General features: G+C 58.9%; 23 protein-coding genes, 2 tRNA genes and 1 rRNA gene. 14 read left to right on the top strand and 12 right to left on the bottom strand.

Translation table 11 applies throughout. The features are described from left to right. Nucleotides 1-145: 145 nt before the first annotated feature. From DM813_RS26205 to DM813_RS26195, 3 genes are all read right to left on the bottom strand, one after another. Nucleotides 146-221 (bottom strand) — tRNA-Ala (locus tag DM813_RS26205). 10 nt (nucleotides 222-231) lie between these two features. Beyond that, nucleotides 232-308, bottom strand: a tRNA-Ile gene (locus tag DM813_RS26200). An 84-nt stretch (nucleotides 309-392) separates the two neighbouring features. Next, nucleotides 393-1,929, bottom strand: a 16S ribosomal RNA gene (locus DM813_RS26195). Nucleotides 1,930-2,548: 619 nt separating this feature from the next. On the opposite strand from DM813_RS26195, the gene rhtA reads away from it, so the two are divergent. Together rhtA and DM813_RS26180 are read left to right on the top strand one after the other, a co-directional pair. Further along, complete coding sequence (gene rhtA, locus DM813_RS26185; protein WP_128326293.1) at nucleotides 2,549-3,436, top strand: threonine/homoserine exporter RhtA; 888 nt, start codon at nucleotides 2,549-2,551, stop codon at nucleotides 3,434-3,436. 186 nt (nucleotides 3,437-3,622) lie between these two features. Beyond that, nucleotides 3,623-3,904 (top strand): hypothetical protein, encoded by a 282-nt coding sequence (locus tag DM813_RS26180; protein ID WP_128326292.1) that lies wholly within the window; start codon nucleotides 3,623-3,625, stop codon nucleotides 3,902-3,904. A gap of 58 nt (nucleotides 3,905-3,962) precedes the next feature. Here DM813_RS26180 and DM813_RS26175 read toward each other — a convergent pair whose 3' ends face one another. Further along, entirely contained in the window at nucleotides 3,963-5,777 is a 1,815-nt protein-coding gene (locus tag DM813_RS26175; RefSeq protein WP_128326440.1) for an aminopeptidase P family protein, read from the bottom strand. 55 nt (nucleotides 5,778-5,832) lie between these two features. Next, nucleotides 5,833-6,993 (bottom strand): cysteine desulfurase family protein, encoded by a 1,161-nt coding sequence (locus tag DM813_RS26170; protein WP_128326291.1) that lies wholly within the window; start codon nucleotides 6,991-6,993, stop codon nucleotides 5,833-5,835. Between the two features lie 205 nt (nucleotides 6,994-7,198). Between DM813_RS26170 and DM813_RS26165 the strand changes: the two genes are divergently transcribed. Both DM813_RS26165 and DM813_RS26160 read left to right on the top strand, forming a co-directional pair. Continuing rightward, nucleotides 7,199-8,308 carry a DUF3182 family protein gene (locus DM813_RS26165; RefSeq protein ID WP_128326290.1) on the top strand — a complete coding sequence of 370 codons (1,110 nt, stop codon included), beginning with the start codon at nucleotides 7,199-7,201 and terminating at the stop codon, nucleotides 8,306-8,308. Continuing rightward, entirely contained in the window at nucleotides 8,295-9,065 is a 771-nt protein-coding gene (locus DM813_RS26160) for an alpha/beta hydrolase family protein (protein ID WP_128326289.1), read from the top strand. The genes DM813_RS26165 and DM813_RS26160 overlap by 14 nt, the downstream gene beginning before the upstream one ends. Nucleotides 9,066-9,067: 2 nt before the next feature. Here DM813_RS26160 and DM813_RS26155 read toward each other — a convergent pair whose 3' ends face one another. Further along, on the bottom strand, nucleotides 9,068-9,424 hold the full coding sequence (locus DM813_RS26155; protein WP_128326288.1) for an antibiotic biosynthesis monooxygenase: 357 nt from the start codon (nucleotides 9,422-9,424) through the stop codon (nucleotides 9,068-9,070). Nucleotides 9,425-9,512: 88 nt separating this feature from the next. On the opposite strand from DM813_RS26155, the gene soxR reads away from it, so the two are divergent. Further along, complete coding sequence (soxR, locus tag DM813_RS26150) at nucleotides 9,513-9,983, top strand: redox-sensitive transcriptional activator SoxR (RefSeq protein ID WP_128326287.1); 471 nt, start codon at nucleotides 9,513-9,515, stop codon at nucleotides 9,981-9,983. An 11-nt stretch (nucleotides 9,984-9,994) separates the two neighbouring features. Here the strand turns inward: soxR and DM813_RS26145 are convergent, their stop codons facing one another. Beyond that, complete coding sequence (locus DM813_RS26145; protein WP_128326286.1) at nucleotides 9,995-10,972, bottom strand: GlxA family transcriptional regulator; 978 nt, start codon at nucleotides 10,970-10,972, stop codon at nucleotides 9,995-9,997. Nucleotides 10,973-11,078: 106 nt separating this feature from the next. On the opposite strand from DM813_RS26145, the gene DM813_RS26140 reads away from it, so the two are divergent. Beyond that, a complete protein-coding gene (locus DM813_RS26140) occupies nucleotides 11,079-11,627 on the top strand; it encodes a cysteine hydrolase family protein (RefSeq protein ID WP_128326285.1) in 549 nt (182 codons plus the stop codon). A gap of 36 nt (nucleotides 11,628-11,663) precedes the next feature. Here DM813_RS26140 and DM813_RS26135 read toward each other — a convergent pair whose 3' ends face one another. After that, nucleotides 11,664-12,227, bottom strand: coding sequence for a helix-turn-helix domain-containing protein (locus DM813_RS26135; RefSeq protein ID WP_128326284.1), 564 nt, complete (start codon nucleotides 12,225-12,227; stop codon nucleotides 11,664-11,666). 82 nt (nucleotides 12,228-12,309) lie between these two features. On the opposite strand from DM813_RS26135, the gene DM813_RS26130 reads away from it, so the two are divergent. The 7 genes from DM813_RS26130 (at nucleotide 12,310) to DM813_RS26100 (ending at nucleotide 19,466) form a co-directional block, all read left to right on the top strand. Then, nucleotides 12,310-13,251: a DMT family transporter gene (locus tag DM813_RS26130; RefSeq protein WP_128326283.1), complete on the top strand. Its 942-nt coding sequence runs from the start codon at nucleotides 12,310-12,312 to the stop codon at nucleotides 13,249-13,251. Nucleotides 13,252-13,405: 154 nt separating this feature from the next. Then, nucleotides 13,406-16,321: a monovalent cation/H+ antiporter subunit A gene (locus DM813_RS26125; protein WP_128326282.1), complete on the top strand. Its 2,916-nt coding sequence runs from the start codon at nucleotides 13,406-13,408 to the stop codon at nucleotides 16,319-16,321. Continuing rightward, complete coding sequence (locus DM813_RS26120; RefSeq protein ID WP_010224297.1) at nucleotides 16,321-16,665, top strand: Na+/H+ antiporter subunit C; 345 nt, start codon at nucleotides 16,321-16,323, stop codon at nucleotides 16,663-16,665. The genes DM813_RS26125 and DM813_RS26120 overlap by 1 nt, the downstream gene beginning before the upstream one ends. After that, nucleotides 16,662-18,344, top strand: coding sequence for a monovalent cation/H+ antiporter subunit D (locus DM813_RS26115; protein WP_128326281.1), 1,683 nt, complete (start codon nucleotides 16,662-16,664; stop codon nucleotides 18,342-18,344). The genes DM813_RS26120 and DM813_RS26115 overlap by 4 nt, the downstream gene beginning before the upstream one ends. Further along, a complete protein-coding gene (locus tag DM813_RS26110) occupies nucleotides 18,341-18,829 on the top strand; it encodes a Na+/H+ antiporter subunit E (protein ID WP_128326280.1) in 489 nt (162 codons plus the stop codon). Before DM813_RS26115 ends, DM813_RS26110 begins: the two co-directional genes overlap by 4 nt. Next, a complete protein-coding gene (locus tag DM813_RS26105; protein WP_038612978.1) occupies nucleotides 18,826-19,104 on the top strand; it encodes a K+/H+ antiporter subunit F in 279 nt (92 codons plus the stop codon). The genes DM813_RS26110 and DM813_RS26105 overlap by 4 nt, the downstream gene beginning before the upstream one ends. Beyond that, nucleotides 19,101-19,466: a Na+/H+ antiporter subunit G gene (locus DM813_RS26100; protein ID WP_128326279.1), complete on the top strand. Its 366-nt coding sequence runs from the start codon at nucleotides 19,101-19,103 to the stop codon at nucleotides 19,464-19,466. The genes DM813_RS26105 and DM813_RS26100 overlap by 4 nt, the downstream gene beginning before the upstream one ends. Here the strand turns inward: DM813_RS26100 and DM813_RS26095 are convergent, their stop codons facing one another. Both DM813_RS26095 and DM813_RS26090 read right to left on the bottom strand, forming a co-directional pair. Beyond that, complete coding sequence (locus tag DM813_RS26095) at nucleotides 19,467-19,670, bottom strand: hypothetical protein (RefSeq protein ID WP_128326278.1); 204 nt, start codon at nucleotides 19,668-19,670, stop codon at nucleotides 19,467-19,469. It lies immediately after the preceding gene. A 5-nt stretch (nucleotides 19,671-19,675) separates the two neighbouring features. Beyond that, on the bottom strand, nucleotides 19,676-20,146 hold the full coding sequence (locus DM813_RS26090) for a hypothetical protein (protein WP_128326277.1): 471 nt from the start codon (nucleotides 20,144-20,146) through the stop codon (nucleotides 19,676-19,678). Between the two features lie 316 nt (nucleotides 20,147-20,462). Between DM813_RS26090 and DM813_RS26085 the strand changes: the two genes are divergently transcribed. Beyond that, nucleotides 20,463-20,675 carry a hypothetical protein gene (locus tag DM813_RS26085; protein ID WP_128326276.1) on the top strand — a complete coding sequence of 71 codons (213 nt, stop codon included), beginning with the start codon at nucleotides 20,463-20,465 and terminating at the stop codon, nucleotides 20,673-20,675. A gap of 2 nt (nucleotides 20,676-20,677) precedes the next feature. Here the strand turns inward: DM813_RS26085 and DM813_RS26080 are convergent, their stop codons facing one another. Together DM813_RS26080 and DM813_RS26075 are read right to left on the bottom strand one after the other, a co-directional pair. Beyond that, nucleotides 20,678-20,899: a hypothetical protein gene (locus DM813_RS26080; RefSeq protein WP_128326275.1), complete on the bottom strand. Its 222-nt coding sequence runs from the start codon at nucleotides 20,897-20,899 to the stop codon at nucleotides 20,678-20,680. A gap of 187 nt (nucleotides 20,900-21,086) precedes the next feature. After that, on the bottom strand, nucleotides 21,087-21,491 hold the full coding sequence (locus tag DM813_RS26075; protein ID WP_128326274.1) for a TraR/DksA family transcriptional regulator: 405 nt from the start codon (nucleotides 21,489-21,491) through the stop codon (nucleotides 21,087-21,089). Nucleotides 21,492-21,870: the final 379 nt, after the last annotated feature.

The following is a 21,870-nucleotide window of genomic DNA, read 5'->3' as shown; positions in this document are numbered from 1 at the left end:
TTAGCCTGAACACACACCAGTGAAAGTGTGGCCCAGTCTATCTTTCTATCACATACCCAAATTTTTAAAGAACGATTCTGAAAAAGTTCAGAAATCAATATTCGATGCGAATATTCATTTCTAAGCTTTGACACGGTAAAGATGGTGGTGGAGCCAAGCGGGATCGAACCGCTGACCTCCTGCGTGCAAGGCAGGCGCTCTCCCAGCTGAGCTATGGCCCCAACAAGAAACTGGTGGGTCTGGGCAGATTCGAACTGCCGACCTCACCCTTATCAGGGGTGCGCTCTAACCAACTGAGCTACAGACCCAGTTAAGAGCTGTTACCGATATCGTCTTCTTCAATGAATCAAGCAATTCGTGTGGGAGCTTATGAAACAGCTGATGTCGTCGATTAAGGAGGTGATCCAGCCGCAGGTTCCCCTACGGCTACCTTGTTACGACTTCACCCCAGTCATGAATCACACCGTGGTAACCGTCCCCCCGAAGGTTAGACTAGCTACTTCTGGTGCAACCCACTCCCATGGTGTGACGGGCGGTGTGTACAAGGCCCGGGAACGTATTCACCGCGACATTCTGATTCGCGATTACTAGCGATTCCGACTTCACGCAGTCGAGTTGCAGACTGCGATCCGGACTACGATCGGTTTTGTGAGATTAGCTCCACCTCGCGGCTTGGCAACCCTCTGTACCGACCATTGTAGCACGTGTGTAGCCCAGGCCGTAAGGGCCATGATGACTTGACGTCATCCCCACCTTCCTCCGGTTTGTCACCGGCAGTCTCCTTAGAGTGCCCACCATAACGTGCTGGTAACTAAGGACAAGGGTTGCGCTCGTTACGGGACTTAACCCAACATCTCACGACACGAGCTGACGACAGCCATGCAGCACCTGTGTCAGAGTTCCCGAAGGCACCAATCTATCTCTAGAAAGTTCTCTGCATGTCAAGGCCTGGTAAGGTTCTTCGCGTTGCTTCGAATTAAACCACATGCTCCACCGCTTGTGCGGGCCCCCGTCAATTCATTTGAGTTTTAACCTTGCGGCCGTACTCCCCAGGCGGTCAACTTAATGCGTTAGCTGCGCCACTAAAATCTCAAGGATTCCAACGGCTAGTTGACATCGTTTACGGCGTGGACTACCAGGGTATCTAATCCTGTTTGCTCCCCACGCTTTCGCACCTCAGTGTCAGTATGAGCCCAGGTGGTCGCCTTCGCCACTGGTGTTCCTTCCTATATCTACGCATTTCACCGCTACACAGGAAATTCCACCACCCTCTGCCCTACTCTAGCTTGCCAGTTTTGGATGCAGTTCCCAGGTTGAGCCCGGGGATTTCACATCCAACTTAACAAACCACCTACGCGCGCTTTACGCCCAGTAATTCCGATTAACGCTTGCACCCTCTGTATTACCGCGGCTGCTGGCACAGAGTTAGCCGGTGCTTATTCTGTCGGTAACGTCAAAACACTAACGTATTAGGTTAATGCCCTTCCTCCCAACTTAAAGTGCTTTACAATCCGAAGACCTTCTTCACACACGCGGCATGGCTGGATCAGGCTTTCGCCCATTGTCCAATATTCCCCACTGCTGCCTCCCGTAGGAGTCTGGACCGTGTCTCAGTTCCAGTGTGACTGATCATCCTCTCAGACCAGTTACGGATCGTCGCCTTGGTGAGCCATTACCTCACCAACTAGCTAATCCGACCTAGGCTCATCTGATAGCGCAAGGCCCGAAGGTCCCCTGCTTTCTCCCGTAGGACGTATGCGGTATTAGCGTTCCTTTCGAAACGTTGTCCCCCACTACCAGGCAGATTCCTAGGTATTACTCACCCGTCCGCCGCTGAATCGAAGAGCAAGCTCTTCTCATCCGCTCGACTTGCATGTGTTAGGCCTGCCGCCAGCGTTCAATCTGAGCCATGATCAAACTCTTCAGTTCAATACTGCTTGGGTTTTGAGAAAACCCTAAACTTGGCTCAGCAATCTCAAATGACTAATTCGAAGTCTTTCGACTTCTCGTGCAGTCACTTGTGATGCTGATAATCTTTCTGACTATCAGTCTGAGTCACAAGCACCCACACGAATTGCTTGATTCGATTGTTAAAGAGCGGTGGCTGAAGTCTTTCGCTTCAACCGAGGTGCGCATTCTACGCTTTCCTCAGTGCCTGTCAAGCGTTTATTTTGAGGTTTTTCAGAATTTCTCTTTCAACTTCAACCGCTTAACTCGCTGCGATCTCTCGTCAGCGGGAGGCGAATTCTACAGCGTTTCAATCCGCTGTCAACCACCTTTTTCACCGCTGCCGATCTTTCGATCGAAGCCCCTCCGGCACTACCTGGAACATCTAACTCGTTGAATCTCAAGGAGTTTTCCGTTCCGACTGCGCCGGAAGTGGGGCGAATTATAGAGAGATCTGCAGGGGCGTCAAGAACTAATTCAGAAAACCATGAAAGAAAAGAAATTGCGCACTATATTGCTCAATTTCCAGGTAATCGCGCATCATACCCCGCCTACGCTGAACGTGTGCACCACCTCTATATATAAGGAACACCCGACCGCAATGAACGCCCAACCCCGCAGCCTGGCCGCAACGCTGTTCCCCATTGGCTTGCTGATGATTGCCATGGCCTCCATTCAATCCGGCGCTTCCCTGGCAAAGAGCATGTTCCCCATAGTAGGCGCACAAGGCACAACGACGCTGCGACTGGTATTTGCCAGCGTCATCATGCTGTTGCTGCTACGCCCCTGGCGTGCCCGCCTTACTGCCAGCACGCTACGCACGGTAGTGATCTACGGCATGGCCCTGGGCGGCATGAATTTCCTCTTCTATATGTCGTTACGCACCGTACCGCTGGGTATCGCCGTAGCCCTGGAGTTCACCGGCCCCTTGGCCGTCGCTATCTATGCGTCACGCCGTGCCGTGGACTTTGTCTGGATCGGCCTGGCCATTGTCGGGTTGTTGCTGCTGATCCCAGTAGGTCAGACCAGCAGTGGAATCGATCTAGTCGGCGCAGGCTATGCGCTTGGCGCTGGCGTTTGCTGGGCGCTCTATATTCTTTACGGTCAGAAGGCCGGCGCCGAAAACGGCATTCAAACCGCAGCCCTGGGCGTGATGATCGCCGCGCTCTTCGTTGCACCGATCGGAATCGTGCATGCCGGCAGTGCATTGCTCACACCGTCCCTGATACCGATTGCCCTGGGCGTTGCCATCCTGTCCACCGCCCTGCCCTACAGCCTGGAGATGGTGGCGCTGACCCGTATGCCTGCCCGGACTTTCGGTACATTGATGAGTATCGAGCCGGCCTTTGGCGCACTGTCCGGGCTGCTGTTTCTCGGAGAAGTATTGTCCGCTGCACAATGGCTGGCCATCGCAGCCATTATCACCGCATCAGTGGGCGCTACACTGACCATGCGCAAAGAGAGCCCCGCCTTGGTCGCCGCTGACTGATTTGAGAATTATTTCCATTTAAAGCGAGGATTATCATTGTGCCGGACATCTTCGGTCTTTAAGCTGTAATGCAACGACAACCTTGATGTTATCTAATAGGACGAGACAGGGACGCAAGGGAGCATCAGGACGACGCCACAGCTATCGGACCCGGATGAAAGATCCGGCACGAATGTAAGGACGGGAATGAAACGAATTTTGCTCATCCTGGCCATATTGGCCATTGCTGGATGCGCGGCGACTGCCAAAACCGAAGTCAAGCGCGGCAAGAAAGGCCTGCACATCAGTTGCTCCGGCCTCTCGTCATCCTGGGAAAAGTGCAACGAAAAGGCGACGACTGCCTGCGGCGCCAAAGGCTACAAAGTGATCGCCCGCTCTGGCAACGACGATGAAGAAGCCGGCGACTTCCTGTTCGGCCTCAATCCCGCCGGCTACACCAGCCGTAGCATGATCGTGATCTGCAAGTAACGAACTCCCCACTCAAAGGGCAGCCACCAGGCTGCCCTTTGTGCACAGGCTACCCTCCTCAGATCGAAAGTGCTGCAGTTCGCTCATGCAACCATTGCAATGCCGCCCCGCTGAGCAATGGCGAAAGTCGTTCGCGCACCTGCTGGTGGTAGCCGTTGAGCCAGCCCAGCTCCTGCGCACTCAACAACTCTGGCAACAGGCAACGGGTATCGATCGGACACAGTGTCAGGGTCTCGAACTCCAGGAAGTCGCCAAATTCGCTGCGCCCCGCCTCTCGGTTAAAGACCAGGTTCTCAATACGAACACCCCAATGCCCAGGTCGGTAGGTCCCCGGCTCGATCGACGTGATCATCCCGGCCTGCATCGCCGTCTGAGGCGCAGCCAGCGCCTGATAGGCAATCACTTGCGGACCTTCATGGACATTCATGAAGTAGCCCACGCCATGCCCGGTACCATGACCATAATCGACGTGCCCAGCCCAGATCGGTGCCCGTGCGATGGCATCGAGCATTGGTGAAAGAATGCCGCGCGGGAAGCGGGCCGCCGACAATGCAATCACCCCTTTGAGCACCCGGGTACAGTCCTGCTTCTGCTCCAGGCTAGGGGTTCCCACCGGCACCATGCGCGTGATGTCTGTGGTACCGCCCAAGTACTGACCGCCTGAGTCAATCAGCAACAGACCATTACCTTCGATGCGCGAGTGAGACGCTTCGGTCGCACGATAGTGCGGCATCGCACCATTGGCATTGAACGCCGCGATGGTCGAAAAACTCAGTGACACGAAGCCTGGACGTCGGGCCCGGGCGGCGCTTAGCTGCTCATCGATGGTCAACTCGGTGATTGTTTCCCGGCCTTGCGCCGCCTCCAGCCAGGCAAAAAACTCACACAACGCGGCACCGTCCTGCTCCATCGCGTTGCGGATGTGCAGCAGATCCTCTGTGCTCTTTTTCGACTTGGCCAGCGTCGTGGGGTTAAGCCCTTCAACCCATCGAACGTCGCCCGGCAAACTGTCAATCAACCCCCGGGTTACCCGAGCTGGATCCAGCAGCAGGTTGCTGCCCGCCGGCACCTCGGACAAGCCCCTGTGTATATCCGCATAATCGCGTACAGCAATGCCGTCGGCTTCCAGCACCTGGCGTAACGCTGCATCGAGCTTGCCAGGTGCAACGTAGAGCGTCGCCTGCGACGTGCTGATCAGGGCGAATGCGACAAACACCGGATTGTAGGAAACGTCACTGCCACGCAAGTTGAACAACCAGGCGATATCGTCAAGGGTGGCAATGAAATGCCAATCGGCATTCCGCTCGCGCATGACAGCACGTAGCTGTTCGAGCTTTTCGCTGCGGCTCACGGTCGCTTCGGGAGGCAGGTGCTGATAGACAGGACTCTGTGGCAAGGACGGACGCTCCAGCCACACCTGGCCAAGCAGATCCCTGGTGGTGAGCAATCGTGCATTGCGGGCCTGAAGGCGCTCTTCCAGTTGACGTGCTGAAGCCAGTGCCATTACCTCACCATCAACGGCCACCACGCCTGCCTCTGGTGTCTGCTCGGCCAGCCAGTCCAGCGCACCCGGTTTTCCGGGCTGCAGCTTCATAAGATCGATGCTGCTGCCGGCAAGCTCCTTCTCGGCCTGCTCCCAATAACGGCTATCAACCCACAGGCCGGCGAAATCTGCTGTCACGATCAAGGTGCCGACCGACCCATGGAAGCCGGACAGCCATTCGCGCCCTTGCCAATAGCCAGGCAAGTATTCGGAAAGGTGGGGATCGGCTGAAGGCACCAGCAAGGCGCTAACCCCTTCTTGCTGCATCACCTGACGAACTGCCGCCAGGCGTTCTTTCACCGCTCCCTGCGTTGAAGACTGAGTGTTCATGCTGACTCCTGCTACCACGGCATCCATCGATTAGGCGCAGATAATGGAACAGGTGTCAGCCTCCGGCAACTGCCCAGAACGGCTGCGGCTGCAACGAGGCCTTGATTGCCTGCACGGCCTGATCAACATCCTCTATTCGGGTGTAGCGACCCAGGCTCAGACGAATGCTCTGCCGTGCAGCCTGCGGTGTAAGTCCTAATGCAAGCAGCACATGCGAGGGCTGGCTACTGGAGGAGTTGCACGCCGACGTCGAGGAAAATGCCAGGCGTTCGGCAAGGGCTTCAAGGTCCGGCGCTTCGCCAGTAAAGGTCAGGCTCAGGGTGTGCTCAATGCGTTGTTGGGGGCTGCCGTTGACGACCAGCCCGGGAATATCGCCAAGCAGGTTGAGCAAGTGTTGGCGCAACCGACCTATACGCAGGACTTCGACTTCGAGCAAATCGCCGGCGAGTTCGAAAGCGGTTCCAAGACCGACAATCTGGTGAGTGGCCAGGGTTCCAGAGCGCAGGCCGCCTTCATGGCCACCGCCATGAATCTGCGCACAGAGCAACGGCCTGGCACGCTCACCGACATACAAGGCACCAATGCCCTTGGGACCGTAGACCTTGTGGGCCGAAAACGACATCAGGTCCACAGGCCACTGCTTGAGGTCGATGCGCAGTTTGCCAACGCCTTGAGCAGCATCCACATGCAGCAACGCCCCATGCTTGCGTACCACTTCGCCAATGGCGGCAACATCGTTGACGCTACCCAGCTCATTGTTAACCAGCATCAACGAGACAAGCACGGTGTCATCGCGCAATGCTGCGGCCACCACCTGCGGACTGATGACACCGTGGGCGTCGGGGGCCAGGCGCGTCACCGAGAATCCGGCCTGTTCAAGCTGAAAGGCCGTATCAAGCACCGCCTTGTGTTCAATCTGGCTAGTGATGATGTGTCCACGCTGATGCCTCTGAGCCACCCCCTTCAACGCCAGGTTGTTGGACTCGGTAGCACCCGACGTCCAGACTATCTGCCCGGCCTCGGCCCCCACCAATGCAGCAACCTGGGCGCGCGCCTGCTCGACGGCCGCGCGTGCCTGCTGACCATAGCGGTGCGAAGCCGATGCCGGGTTGCCAAAGTTACCCGAGGCACCCAGGCACTCGACCATCACCTGTATGACGCGCTCGTCGACCGGTGTCGTGGCGGCGTAATCGAAATACAACGGGAGCGTGTTCATTGCTGCAGGCCTCTGGTTGTCCATGCCTATAAGAGAAGACGCTGCCTGCATAAAAGCAGGCACGTAAAGCCCATAGTGCCTCACCGCCAATAGAACTATTAATTATAAATTTCCATATAAATATAACCAAAACAAAATAATGCCCACTCGTTGAACTTCCGGGCGATGCGGCCTTCACAACAATACAGCCCGCCGAGGAAATGCCATGCGCCGCGCCACCGACCATAAACAGGGTGTCGTGCTGCTTGATACGCGCGACCATACCCCTGAGCACGAACACAGTGTGCACCTCAAACTTGCCGAACGCCTGGCACAATTGCTCGGTACACAGGTTGCTGATCCCGCGCGCCCTGCCACGCATCACGACAACTTCTATTTCCTGCCCACAGAAACCCTGATCGACCCGAACCACTACCGGGATATGGGCATTACGTCGGCCCAGGATCTGTTTGGCGGAATGGTGAAAGCGCCTTACATGGCCACCAAGGCCATTTCTCATCCACTGCCGGCCAATGGTCGCTACCCGCTGGGCTGGACCGACGAATTTGCTCGTCGCGCGAGTGATGCGTTACTCAGTGGCTATACCGTATTCAGCCTTGAGGATGCCCACCGCGCAGCGGCACTGTTGTTGCGCGACGGACCGCTGCGGATAAAGCCGGTGCGGGCCACGGCCGGACGAGGACAGACAGTGATCACCTCGACCACCGACGTCGAGCAGGCGCTGGCAGGCCTGGACGAACGGGAACTGGCAGTCTGGGGCCTGACACTTGAAGAAAACCTGACCGAGGTTCAGACCTTCAGTGTTGGCCAGGCCTTGGTCGCCGGCATTCTGTGCAGCTACTACGGCACCCAGCAATTGACCCGCGACCATGCCGGCGAAGAGATCTACGGAGGCTCGGACCTGGTGCTGGTCCGCGGCGACTATGACGCTTTGCTGCAACTGGAGCTCGACGACCCGCTGCGCCTCGCCATTACCCAGGCCAGGACCTACGAGCAGGCGGCACTACAGAGTTTCCCAGGCTTCATCGCGTCACGCCGAAACTATGACGTGGCCCGAGGCCTGAACAGTCGCGACAAGCCACGCAGCGGCGTGCTTGAACAATCCTGGCGAATAGGTGGCGCCAGCAGCGCCGAGATTCTGGCCCTGCAGGCATTCGCCGCCGACCCGGCGCTCAATCGGGTGCGCGCCTCCACCCATGAAGTTTTCGAGGAGCCGGATCTGCCCGCAGATTCGACCATTTTCTATCAGGGGGACGACAGTGAGCTCGGACGAATCTGCAAGTACGCACGCCTGCGCGACTATGACCATCCATAGCGAGTCCATCGAAATTCTGGTCGACGACGAACACATCGCCGCGACCATTGTCAGCCCCGGCGACAAGGTGCCCGGCATTTTATTCGTGCATGGTTGGGGCGGTAGCCAGCAACGCGACCTTGCGCGGGCAAAACAGATCACCGGCCTTGGCTGCGTGTGCATGACCTTCGACCTGCGTGGCCATGAAAAAACCGAGTCCCAGCGTCTGAGTGTGACCCGTGAGCAGAATCTGGCGGACCTGGTGGCAGCCTACGACCGACTGGTCAGCCACCCGGCAGTCGACACCAGTGCCATTGCAGTAATCGGCAGCAGCTATGGCGGCTACCTGGCAACCCTGTTAACCGCCTTGCGGCCGGTAAAGTGGCTGGCCTTGCGGGTGCCAGCGCTGTATTGGGACGATGAGTGGACAACACCGAAACAGGGCCTGGACCGGCAGAAGCTGAGCGATTATCGCCGTCGCCCCCTGGGGCCCGGCGATAATCGCGCGCTAGGGGCCTGTGCCGAGTTTGCCGGTGACGTCCTGCTGGTTGAGTCGGAACAAGACGACTACGTCCCGCATAGCACACTGATGAGTTACCGTTCGGCGTTCGTCAGCGCCCACTCGCTGACCCATCGCACCGTCGATGGTGCGGACCATGCGCTGTCCAGCGACCGCAGCCAGAAAGCCTACAGTTCGATTCTCAGCGCCTGGGTCAGCGAAATGGTTATCGGTGCGCGCCTTGATCGCTATCCTCATCATTCACCCTGGTATTCCTGAACCTACGGCAGTTGGCAATGCAGTCCATCAGTGGCGCTACGTGCCAGGCTGCTCAGGGTTTGAAAGGCAGCGAAATTCACACCTTTGGCCTGGTGTTGACGAATCAGCTGCAAAAAGGGTTCCTGCGCAAAACTGCTGGCCGCCCTTTCCCAGGCATTGCGCGATTGCCACTGCAGATACTGCAGCACGCGACTGCCGTCATCGCTGGCCTGGATACTTGCGCCGATCAGACCGGCGTGCTGCAAGGCCAACTGCTCGCTGCGTTCAGCCAAGGCTTGGGCCAAGGCAAGCTGATGCGCGGGCACGACCTCGAATTCAATCATCTGGGTAAAGCTCAAGCTGCGCTCTGGAACCATCATCGGCATTTTCTCCCTGCCAGTGAACTTGCGATGCAACGGCAGGCAGGGTAAAACCTCTAGTTAACTCAAGGTCAAGCGGATTTTTGCCATGATTACGTCCTGTACCGCCGAGAAGGTCCTGACCGTCGGCCAACTGGCAACCCGCAGCGGAGTGGCGGTGACCGCCCTGCACTTTTATGAAAGCAAGGGACTGATCCACAGCACCCGCAGCAGTGGAAATCAACGGCGCTACCCGCGTGAAACCCTGCGCCGCGTGGCGGTGATCAAAATGGCTCAACGCCTGGGCATCCCCCTGTCAACCATTCATGCTGCATTGCAGACGTTACCCGTGGACCGCGCGCCCAGCGTCAACGACTGGCAACGGCTGTCAGCCCAGTGGCGCGAGGACCTGAACCAGCGCATCGACAGGTTGCTGGCGCTGCGTGACCAGCTTGATGGCTGCATCGGTTGCGGTTGCCTGTCATTGCAGAGCTGTCCGCTACGTAACTGCAATGATGAACTGGGCGAACACGGTCCTGGCCCGCAACTGCTTGAGCCTGGTGGCGAGGCTACGCCCTAGACGCATTTGCATCAGCCGGCACTGGCGACGCGTCGGCGATAGTCGCTGGGGGCAAGCCCGGTGATTTTCAGGAAGACTTTGCGAAAGGCGCCGGGGTCCTGATACCCCACCCCCCAGGCAATCTGATCAATGCTGCGATTGGTAAATTCAAGCATGCGGCAGGCACGACCAACACGTACTTGCTGACAGTACTCAGTGGGTTTGAGGCCAGTGGCGCTTCGAAAACGGCGCAGGAAAGTGCGCGATTCCAACCCGGCACATTCCGACATAGCGGCCAGATCGACATCGCGCGCACCACTGCTTTGCAACCAGTGCTGAACCCTGAGCACGGCTTCGTCACCATGATCCAGGCGCGGACTGAATACACTGCCCGGCTGATTACCGGCGCTGACCCGCTCCACCGCCAAAAAGCGCGCGGTCTCCATCGCCAAGGTATCGCCCAGGTAGCGCTCGACCAGCTTTAGCCCCAGGTCGGTCCAGGCCATCAATCCGGCGGACGTAATGATATCGCCGTCATCGAGCAGCGGCAGATTGGCCTCAACCTTGATCCTGGGAAAGCGCTCGGCCAGTGATTGGGCGAAATTCCAGTGAGTTGTAGCAGGCCGGCCATCCAGCAAACCACTGGCGGCGATGAAAAACACACCGACGCACACAGAAACCAGCAACGCCCCATCACGGTGCCACTGGCGCAGATCCTCGCAATAACGCTCGAGTAACGCCGGGGACGGCGCCTGGGTCAAACTCGGCGGGATGATCATCACCCGCAGCATACGATGATCGTCAGGATGGCTGTCGAACTGCGCGGCCAGTTTGCCATCCACCCCATCGCTCCAGTGACTCACGCGCAGCAGCGGCCGTTCCAGCGCGCCAAGGTCATCACGCAGACGATTGGCAATACTGAACAGATCGGTCAACCCATGCACCGCTGCCATTTGCGCGCCGGGATAGACCAGCAGCCCGATTTCCAGGGTGTCGCGCCCGTGAGTCATTGTCAGTTTTTCCCGCCAATTTGTCGTTCGCGCCAATCCACAAGCGCACGGCTAAAGCCTATAACTTTACCCACACCACAACCACTCTCTCCAAGAGGCACCTGCAATGAGCAAGCACGCCCTGATTGTCATCGATATCCAGAACGACTACTTCCCCGGCGGTAAATGGACACTGGTTGGCGCAGAACGCGCCGCCGATAATGCGGCACGCATCCTTGCCGCAACGCGTGGCAAGGGCGACCTGGTGGTGCATGTGCGCCATGAGTTCGAGTCGAGCGATGCGCCGTTTTTCACCCCGGGTTCGGAGGGCGCGCAGATCCACCCCAAAGTCGCACCGCAGGACAACGAGCCGGTAGTGCTCAAACACAAGGTCAATTCGTTCCTGAACACCAACCTCAAGGCCGTGCTGGATGAGCACAAAGTCGAGGCAGTGACCGTCATCGGTAGCATGAGCCATATGTGCATCGATGGCTTCACTCGCGCTGCCGCTGATTTGGGCTACAGCGTTACGGTGATCCATGACGCCTGTGCCAGCCGCGACCTGGAATTCAACGGGCAAACGGTGCCAGCTGCCCACGTGCATGCTGCCTATATGGCTTCACTGGCATTCGCCTATGCCCAGGTCGTTTCAACCGCAGACTACCTGAAGGGTTGAACGTAACGCAGCGGGCTGGCCTCAACGCCAGCCCAGCTAGATCACCACATTGCGCACGAACCGCGTAGCCACCTCGCCGTCGTTGCGGTAGGCGTGCATGCGGTTGCTGGCAAAGCTGAAGAAGTCACCGGTCTGCAGGCGCTGCTGCTGGTCTTCGATGATCAGTGTCAGGCAACCCTCAAACACATAGACCTGCTCACTCCAGCCATCGGCATCCGCTTCGGACAGATAAGTCTCGCCCGGTTCCAGCCGCCACTCCCACAACTCGACCTCGCGCGTGGCAACGGAACTGGCCAGCAACACGGCTTTACTCCCCGGCTGAACGCCGGTCCAGGCCAATTCGTTGATCCGGCTCGGGTCGCGATTGTCGGGGGCCTGGATCAAGTCGGTGAAGGCAACATCGAGCGCCTCGGCAACACGATCGAGGGTTGTCAGGCTAACGTTCTTCTCACCGGCCTCGATTGCCACCAGCATGCGCCGACTGACACCGGATTTTTCCGCCAGGGCAATCTGGCTCAGATCAGCAGCATGCCGCAGACGGCGAACATTCTGGCTGACATGTTGCAGCACCGACGCGCGTTGATTGAAATCTTTGTGCACTATATTGCTCACTGTCAGGGTTTGCGCAGTATACTGCTCACTCCTCGCAATTGTGCGTTCCCTCTCTTTTGTGTGCAAGACCATGCCTCCAATCACTCCTCCTGAACGCCCTTCCGTCTCCTTCCGGCTGAGCAAGGCTGAACTGGTCCTGGTGTTTATCACCATGCTCTGGGGCGGCACCTTCCTGCTGGTGCACAACGTCATGACCGTCAGCGGCCCGATGTTCTTCGTCGGCCTGCGTTTTGCCGCCGCGACCCTGTTCGTTGGCCTGGTATCGGCACGTGTACTGTCGGGGCTCACCGCCACCGAATTCAAGGCCGGGGTGTTGATTGGTGTCTCGATCATGCTCGGCTACGGCTTGCAGACCTACGGCCTGCAAACCATCAGCAGTAGCCAGTCGGCCTTCATCACCGCGCTGTACGTGCCCTTCGTGCCGTTGTTGCAATGGTTCGTGCTGGGACGCCGCCCGGGCCTTATGCCAAGCCTGGGCATCGGCCTGGCGTTTGTCGGGCTCATGCTGCTGGCCGGCCCCGAGGGGGGCTCACTGCAGTTCAGCGCAGGCGAAATCGCCACCCTGGTCAGCGCCGTGGCAATTGCCGCAGAAATCATCCTGATCAGTCGCTACGCGGGCAAGGTCGATGTACGCCGGGTGACTGTGGTGCAATTGGCAACAGCGTCGCTGCTGTCGTTCATGATGGTGGTGCCAACCCAGGAACCTTTACCTGACTTTTCCTGGCTGCTGTTGCTCAGCGCCCTCGGCCTGGGCGCCATGAGCGCAGCCATTCAAGTGGCGATGAACTGGGCGCAGAAGTCGGTATCACCGACCCGCGCTACGCTGATCTATGCCGGAGAGCCGGTGTGGGCGGGGGTCGTGGGGCGCATAGCCGGCGAGCGTCTACCCGGGATTGCCCTGTTTGGCGGGCTGTTGATCGTTATCGCCGTGGTGGTCAGCGAGCTGAAAATCAAACGCCGCGAACACGTCGCCAAAACCCTGGAGGTTCACGAACAGGGACGAGAAGCCTGAGCCATTGGCCAATATCCGTCTATTCTTTGAAAAAAACTGTTATAAAAAAAATGTTTGATACACCGCGTTTGTAGGATTCTGCCACAGCTTCTTTGTTGGTGATCGACGGTACGCCACGTATGATCCCTTACAAACTCCTGCAGATTAGAAATCTATGTCCTTGATAGTGCTACTGCTTCTGCCGTTCATCGGCAGCTGCCTGGCGGCTGTCTTGCCGCACAACGCACGCAACAGCGAGTCGCTGCTTGCCGGGCTTGTCGCCCTGGCGGGCACCGTTCAGGTCGCTTTGATGTACCCGCAGATCGCCCACGGCGGCGTGATCCGCGAAGAATTCCTCTGGCTGCCAAGCCTGGGCCTGAACCTGGTCCTGCGCATGGACGGTTTTGCCTGGCTTTTCTCGCTGCTGGTCCTGGGCATCGGCACGCTGGTGTCGCTGTACGCACGCTACTACATGTCCCCGCAGGATCCGGTACCACGGTTCTTCGCGTTTTTCCTGGCTTTCATGGGCGCAATGCTCGGCCTGGTGATCTCCGGCAACCTGATCCAGATCGTTTTCTTCTGGGAACTGACCAGCGTTTTCTCCTTCCTGTTGATCGGTTACTGGCACCATCGCGCCGACGCCCGCCGCGGTGCCTACATGGCCCTGATGGTCACTGGCGCGGGGGGCTTGTGTCTTCTGGCGGGGGTGCTGCTGCTCGGCCATGTGGTCGGCAGCTATGACCTCGACAAGGTCCTTGCTGCCGGCGAGCAGATTCGCAACCATGCCCTGTATCCCGTCCTGCTGCCGCTGATCCTCATCGGCGCACTGAGTAAAAGCGCACAATTCCCGTTCCATTTCTGGCTGCCTCACGCCATGGCGGCACCCACCCCAGTCTCGGCCTACCTGCACTCGGCAACCATGGTCAAAGCCGGGGTATTTCTACTGGCGCGTTTGTGGCCGGTGCTCTCCGGCAGCGAAGAGTGGTTCTGGATCGTCGGCGGGGCCGGCGCCTGCACCCTGCTGCTGGGCGCTTTTGCCGCCATGTTTCAGAACGATCTCAAGGGTTTGCTGGCCTATTCGACTATCAGCCACCTGGGCCTGATCACTTTGCTGCTCGGCCTGAACAGCCCGCTGGCAGCGGTTGCCGCAGTATTCCACATCCTCAACCATGCCACCTTCAAAGCCTCGTTGTTCATGGCCGCCGGCATCATTGACCACGAAAGCGGCACACGGGATATCCGGCGACTCAGCGGCCTGTTCCGGTTGATCCCGTTTACTGCAACATTGGCCATGGTGGCCAGTGCCTCCATGGCCGGTGTGCCACTGATGAACGGTTTCCTGTCCAAAGAGATGTTCTTTGCCGAAACCGTGTTCATCAGTTCCAGTGCCTGGATCGAAGCCTCGCTGCCGGTCATTGCCACCCTGGCGGCCACCTTCAGCGTGGCTTACGCGTTGCGCTTTACCGTCGATGTGTTCTTTGGCCCACCCGCCACCGACTTGCCGCATACTCCACACGAACCCCCGCGCTGGATGCGCGCGCCGGTCGAACTGCTGGTGCTGACCTGCCTGGTGGTCGGCATGTTCCCTGCCCAGTCAGTCGGGCCGCTGCTGGCTGCCGCAGCGTTGCCGGTGGTGGGCGGTACGCTGCCGGAGTACAGCCTGGCGGTCTGGCATGGCTGGAATGCCCCACTGATCATGAGCCTCATCGCCATGTGCGGTGGCGTCCTGCTTTATCTGCTGTTGCGTAAGCAGCTCAAGCTGGGGCGCTTCCCATATCCGCCATTGATCGAGCGCTTCAATGGCAAACGTCTGTTCGAACACGGGCAAGTCCTGTTGATGCGTGCAGCCCGCCGCTTCGAGCGGGTGATGACCACCCGCCGCCTGCAAAAGCAGCTGTTCATGCTGGTCCTGGTGGCATTTCTGGCCGGCCTGCTGCCGATGCTGCACAGCGGACTGAGCTGGGGTGACCGGCCAAAGATTCCGGGCTCCGGGGTATTTGTCACACTCTGGTTGATCGCAATTGCCTGTGCCCTGGGCGCCGCCTGGCAAGCCAAGTACCACCGACTGGCAGCGCTGACCATGGTCAGTGTCTGCGGGCTGATGACCTGCATCACCTTTGTCTGGTTCTCTGCGCCGGACCTGGCGCTGACCCAGCTGGCAGTTGAAGTAGTCACTACCGTATTGATCCTGCTTGGCTTGCGTTGGTTGCCGCGACGGATCGAGGGCGTCTCGCCAGTGCCTGGCAGCCAGGAACAGGCACGCCTGCGGCGCCTGCGCGACCTGATTCTCGCCGTGCTGGTAGGCGGCGGTATGGCGCTGCTGTCCTACTCGATGCTGACCCGTCCGACACCTAACGATATTTCTTCCTTCTACCTGAGCCGGGCCTTGCCCGAAGGTGGCGGCAGCAACGTTGTCAACGTCATGCTCGTCGACTTCCGCGGCTTTGACACCCTCGGTGAGGTGACTGTGCTGGTCGCCGTGGCGCTGGCGGTGTTCGCGCTGCTGCGTCGCTTCCGGCCGCCCCGCGAGAGCATGCAGTTGCCTGCCCAGCAGCGCCTGCTGGCACCTGATGTCGTCACTGACCTGGTCAACCCGCGCCAGGCAGCCGACACTGCCCTGGGCTTCATGATGGTCCCGGCAGTGCTGGTGCGCCTCCTGCTGCCGATCGCCCTGGTAGTCTCCATGTACCTGTTCATGCGGGGGCACAATCAGCCGGGCGGCGGCTTTGTTGCCGGCCTGGTGATGTCGGTGGCGTTCATTCTGCAATACATGGTTGCCGGCACACAGTGGGTCGAAGCGCAGATGAGCCTGCGACCACTGCGCTGGATGGGTACCGGTTTGTTGTGTGCCACCCTCACCGGCGGCGGCGCAATGATGCTTGGCTACCCTTTCCTGACCACACACACGGCCCACCTGCACCTGCCGTTGCTGGGCGACATCCATATCGCCAGCGCACTGTTCTTCGATATCGGCATCTTCACCGTCGTGGTCGGCTCGACGCTGTTGATCCTCACTGCCCTGGCTCACCAGTCAGTACGTGGACACCGTCCGGCCAGCCAACCCAAAGCCAACCCGACAGGAGCCGCCTGATGGAAGAAGTCATCGCAATAGCCATTGGTGTGCTCGCGGCCTCCGGTGTCTGGTTGATCCTGCGACCGCGTACATTCCAGGTGGTGATGGGTTTATGCCTGCTGTCCTATGGCGTCAACCTGTTCATCTTCAGCATGGGTAGCCTGTTCATCGGCAAGGAGCCGATCATCAAGGATGGCGTACCACAAGACCTGCTCAACTATACCGACCCGCTGCCTCAGGCCCTGGTGCTGACAGCCATTGTCATCAGTTTTGCCATGACCGCGCTGTTCCTCGTGGTACTGCTGGCATCGCGCGGGTTAACCGGAACCGACCATGTGGATGGCCGGGAGCCCAACGAATGAGCTTCATGAACCAACTGATCGTTGCCCCCATCCTGCTGCCGCTGCTCACGGCGGCACTGATGCTGCTGCTGGGCGAAAAACGCAGGCCGCTCAAGGCTCGCCTGAACCTGCTTTCCAGCCTTCTCGGGCTGGCGATCTCGATTACCTTGCTGGTGTGGGTGCAAGCCCAGGGCCAGGCCAGCTCGATCGGTGTCTACCTGCCGGGTAACTGGCAAGCGCCGTTTGGTATCGCCCTGGTGGTTGATCGACTGTCGGCGCTGATGCTGGTACTCACCGGGATCATCGGCGTCAGCGCGCTGATCTTCGCCATGGCCCGTTGGGATGGAGCCGGGGCGAGCTTCCATGCGCTGTTCCAGATCCAGCTGATGGGCCTGTATGGCGCCTTCCTGACCGCCGACCTGTTCAACCTGTTCGTGTTCTTCGAGGTGTTACTGGCGGCCTCCTACGGCTTGCTGTTGCACGGCTCCGGCCGGGCCCGGGTCAAGGCCGGGCTGCACTACATCGCGATCAACCTGTTTGCCTCGTCGCTGTTTCTTATCGGTGCCGCAATGCTCTATGGCGTAACCGGCACTCTGAACATGGCCGACCTGGCGCTGAAAATTCCGCTGGTGCCGGAAGCCGACCGTGGCCTGCTGCATGCCGGTGCGGCGATCCTGGCCATCGCGTTCCTGGCCAAGGCGGGGATCTGGCCACTGAACTTCTGGCTGGTTCCGGCCTACTCGGCGGCCAGTGCCCCGGTGGCCGCGCTGTTTGCGATCATGACCAAGGTCGGCATCTATACCGTGCTTCGTCTGTGGACCTTGCTGTTCTCCGGTCAGGCCGGTGCCTCCGCGTTCTTTGGTGGCGAATGGCTGGTTTATGGCGGTCTCGCGACCCTCGGTTGTGCAGCCGTGTCGATCCTGGCCGCCCAACGTCTGGAGCGCATGGCCAGCTGGAGCATCCTGGCATCGGCCGGTACGCTCATCGCCGCCATTGGCTTTGGTCAAGCGGCACTGACAGCCGGGGCGTTGTTCTATCTAGTCAGCTCGACCCTGGCGCTGTGCGCCCTGTTCCTGCTGGCCGAGCTGATCGAACGCTCGCGCTCGGCCAACGAACAGCCGCTTGAAGATGACGAATGCCAACCCTCGCCGCTTGAATCACTGCATCCACCCAAGGGTATCAACCTCGATGACGAGCAAAAAGCCGTGATCGGGCAAGTGATCCCCTGGACCATGGCCTTCCTCGGCTTGAGTTTTATCGCCTGCGCGCTGCTGATCATTGGAATGCCTCCGCTGTCGGGCTTCATTGGCAAGATCAGCCTGATTGTCGCACTGTTCAACCCCCAAGGCCTGGGCGTCGCCGCCGAGCAGCCGCTGTCGATTCAGGGCTGGGCCCTGGTGGCGCTGCTGGTACTGTCGGGGATGGCCACGATGATTGCCCTGACCCGTGTCGGCATCCAGCGTTTCTGGACACCCCAGGAACGCCCATCGCCCGCCCTGCGTCGCTATGAATGCATCCCCATCGTGCTCCTGCTCGGGCTGTGCATTGTCCTGAGCGTGCGCGCCGAGCCGCTGCTGCGCTATACCCAAGACACTGCGGCCAGCCTCCAGGACCCCGAGCAGTATGTGAACGCGGTACTCGGCACCCGCCCCATACCTGGCCCTACCAGCCAGACAGCCAGCGCGAAGGTGCAACCATGAAGCGCCTGTTCCCCGCACCGTTACTGTCACTGTCCCTGTGCCTGCTGTGGTTGCTGCTGAACCTCTCGGTCAGCCCCGGCAACCTGTTGCTCGCCGTGCTGCTTGGCGTGCTGGCGCCCTTGCTGATGGCACCACTGCGGCCCGTGACGGTACACATCCGCCACCCCTGGACCGTTGTTCGCCTGATCGTGCGCGTCGGTATCGATGTACTGATTTCCAACCTGCAGGTGGCGCGCAGTGTCTGGACACTCAACCGTCGCCCACCACGCTCCAGGTTCGTGCACATCCCGCTCGAACTGCGGGATGCCCACGGCCTGGCGGCCTTGTCGATGATTACCACGGTCGTGCCTGGCACCATCTGGTCGGAACTGGCACTGGATCGTAGCGTCCTGCTGTTGCACGTGTTCGACCTGGACGATGAAGCACGCTTTATCGAACACTTCAAACAGACCTACGAGCGCCCATTGATGGAGATTTTCGAATGACAGGACTGCTCGCCAACGCGATCCTCGCCAGCCTGTTCATTTTTGCCCTGGCCATGGCCCTGACACTGTTCCGGTTGTTTCGTGGCCCTTCGGCACAGGACCGGGTACTGGCACTGGACTACCTGTACATTCTGGCGATGCTGATGATGCTGGTACTGGGCATCCGCTATGCCAGCGACACCTACTTTGAAGGTGCGCTGCTGATTGCGCTGTTCGGCTTTGTCGGCTCTTTTGCGCTGGCCAAGTTCCTGCTGCGCGGCGAGGTGATCGAATGAACAACCTGAACGAGCTACCGCTGTGGATTGAAGTACTGGTCGCTGCGCTGTTGCTGCTGAGCAGCCTGTTTGCCCTGAGCGGCGCGCTGGGCCTGATCCGGCTCAAGAGTTTTTTCCAACGCATGCACCCGCCTGCCCTGGCGTCGACCTTGGGCACATGGTGCGTTGCTCTGGCCTCAATCCTGTACTTCTCGGCGCTCAAGCACTCACCCGTGCTCCACGCATGGTTGATTCCGATCCTGATGGCGATCACTGTCCCTGTAACCACCTTGCTCCTGGCGCGCGCCGCACTGTTTCGCAAGCGTATGGCTGGCGATGAAGTCCCTGAAGAAATCAGCAGTGGCCGAGACAGGGGCCATTGATCACTGGCCGGTGAGCGCCTGCAACTCACGACGGACCATCGACGCGTACTCCGGCGGGCTCAACTGATACAACTCGGTTGCAACCCAGTTGAACCACGCGCCTTGCAGGCGGGCGCGTTGTGCAAACAAGTCTGCAGCCTGCTCTCGGGCCTGATGTTGGTACTGTGCGTGAAAATCAGCACGGCTCGACGATGGCTGCGACAATTCGCTTACTCACTGGCCTTGAAGGTAGTCAGTTCGCCCTTGCGCCATTTCGCCGCTTTGCCAGTTGCGGCCTTGAGGATCTTGCCCAGGCCTTCCTGCAACTGCTCGTGGGCAGCAAAGATCATCACCACGCCCTGGCCTTCGCGCAGCACAATACCCTCACCTTCCGGCACCGAGACAAAGGCATAATCGCCCAGGCCGTAGACCGTCAGTTTGATTTCACGAAATCGGACTTCCAGCTTGCCACCTTCGCGACTGGGTAATACGGCGGCACGGAAGTGATCGCCCACCTTGAGTTCCAATCGCTGCTTATCGTCGACAACCAAGGCCGTTTCAGTGTCGATTTCGGCCATGTACAGGCCTTCCGCGTTCTGCTCGGTGACATAAACAAAACGCGATTGAAACTGTTTGACCAGTTTGGCTCTAAGGTCGCCCAGCACAAACAGGGCATGTGTATCCAGATTACTGACTGCCAATGAAAAATTCCTCAAACCGATTACACGACGCCACCGCGGGAACAGCATGGCTCCACGAAGGCAACGTCACTTCAATGTCGAAGTCTGAAAGACTAATAGGTAAAAGCATGAAGCGTCTGTGCGGGCGGGCGCCTCAGCGTGCAGGAACTGTCGCTCCTGCACGTCGGCCAAAGCGACACAACAGGCACCCTGCGAATTTCCGTCAATGGAAACGTACTTTCTGACATCAAAACTGTCAGGAAAATGCGATAGATACATCCAGGCCCCTCGGCAGATCGGGGCTTCGGATCTCTTCTACATTTCACAAGGAAGGAATATGCACGAAAACACCGAAATCCGTCGAGAGGGAAGCAACATTTCTTACATCAACGCCCGAAAAGCAACCTTGGGCATAGACAGTTCTCGATACGTCGTGATCCCAGCCGGCATCAACTTTTTTCATATCGCCGAACACGCGACCGGTCAGGTAAAAGGCTTCCGTTGCCGACACAGCGACGCCTGCGAACTGGCCCGCGCGCTGGAGTGCTGAAATCAGCTGCAAACGGCCTGGCGCGCCGCCCCAGGTCGTTGATTGGCGCGCAACTGCTCCTGCCAGGCAACCTGGCACTCGACGGCTTCGGCACGCGTAGCGAATGCTGTGCCCCGCCGCTCACCATTAACCAGCACTACCCAGCACACCCGCTTGCCGATCGCTTGCAGGGAGGCAGGAACACCACTCCCGATCATCACGGCGACATCGACTCGGCTATTCATAATTCCCTCCGGAATTTAGTTAGCAACCTAACGATATCATACGCCCGATTCCGCAGCGGTAAAAGCTATTGCCGGTATAGCTGTGTTGCATCAACGGCAACAAATCCCGGCACGACACACATTGCACGCCGGATAGAAACGCCAAGGCCCCGAGGATTACTCCACGGGGCCTTGGCGGTAGTGCCGGTCAAAGTTGACGCTGGTGCTTGTCAATCTGCTCGTGGCGCTCTTGTGCTTCGATGCAGTACTTGGTGGTCGGGCTGATCAGCAAGCGTTTCAGGCCAATCGGCTCGCCGCTGTCGTCACACCAGCCAAAGCTGTCGTCGTTGATACGGCCGAGCGCCATCTCCAGCTGCGGCAACAGGCGCTGGTCGCGTTCGATAGCGTTAACCAGCCAATGGCGCTCTTCCTCTACCGAGGCGGCGTCAGCCGGGTCCGCAGGGCTGTCCAGGCTCTCGATGGTTATGCGGCTCTGTTCGATGCGCTCCTGGGTCTCGACTTTCATCGACTTCAGCAACTCGGTGAAGAACGCCAGTTGCTCGGCGTTCATGTAGTCATCGGCCGGCATGGCCAGCAACTTTTCCTTGGTCATCGATTTCTCTATGAAAATAACGTGCATTTAAGCGATTGGATTGCCATCACCGACAGTTCGCCGACAGCGGAATTCTTCAAGCACCCTTCGGCACTCTATTTACGAGGGGCGGCAGTCTAAGGCGCCACGTCCTGCTGGGCAACAAAAATGACAGTGCAACGGTCTGAAACGGCCTGGAATCCGCGAATCAACCCCATAGACCCACCTCTCGTCGCGTCACATCGTGCCTGTTTACCGATTACAGGGGCAAAAAACTCATCACATGTAGAAACAATTCTTCCGCCATCAGTATTGAAACCGGGCTGAAACCGCGAAGTGTTTCCCCGCCAACCTGAGCGTACCCTGCTGCAGCCTCAGGGTGCTACCCCGCTATCGCCAA

This window comes from Pseudomonas alkylphenolica, assembly GCF_004025535.1.
GTDB classification, from domain to species: Bacteria; Pseudomonadota; Gammaproteobacteria; order Pseudomonadales; family Pseudomonadaceae; genus Aquipseudomonas; species Aquipseudomonas alkylphenolica_A.
Note: the sequence above shows the minus strand (reverse complement) of the source record. Positions and strands in the feature narration are given on the sequence as shown.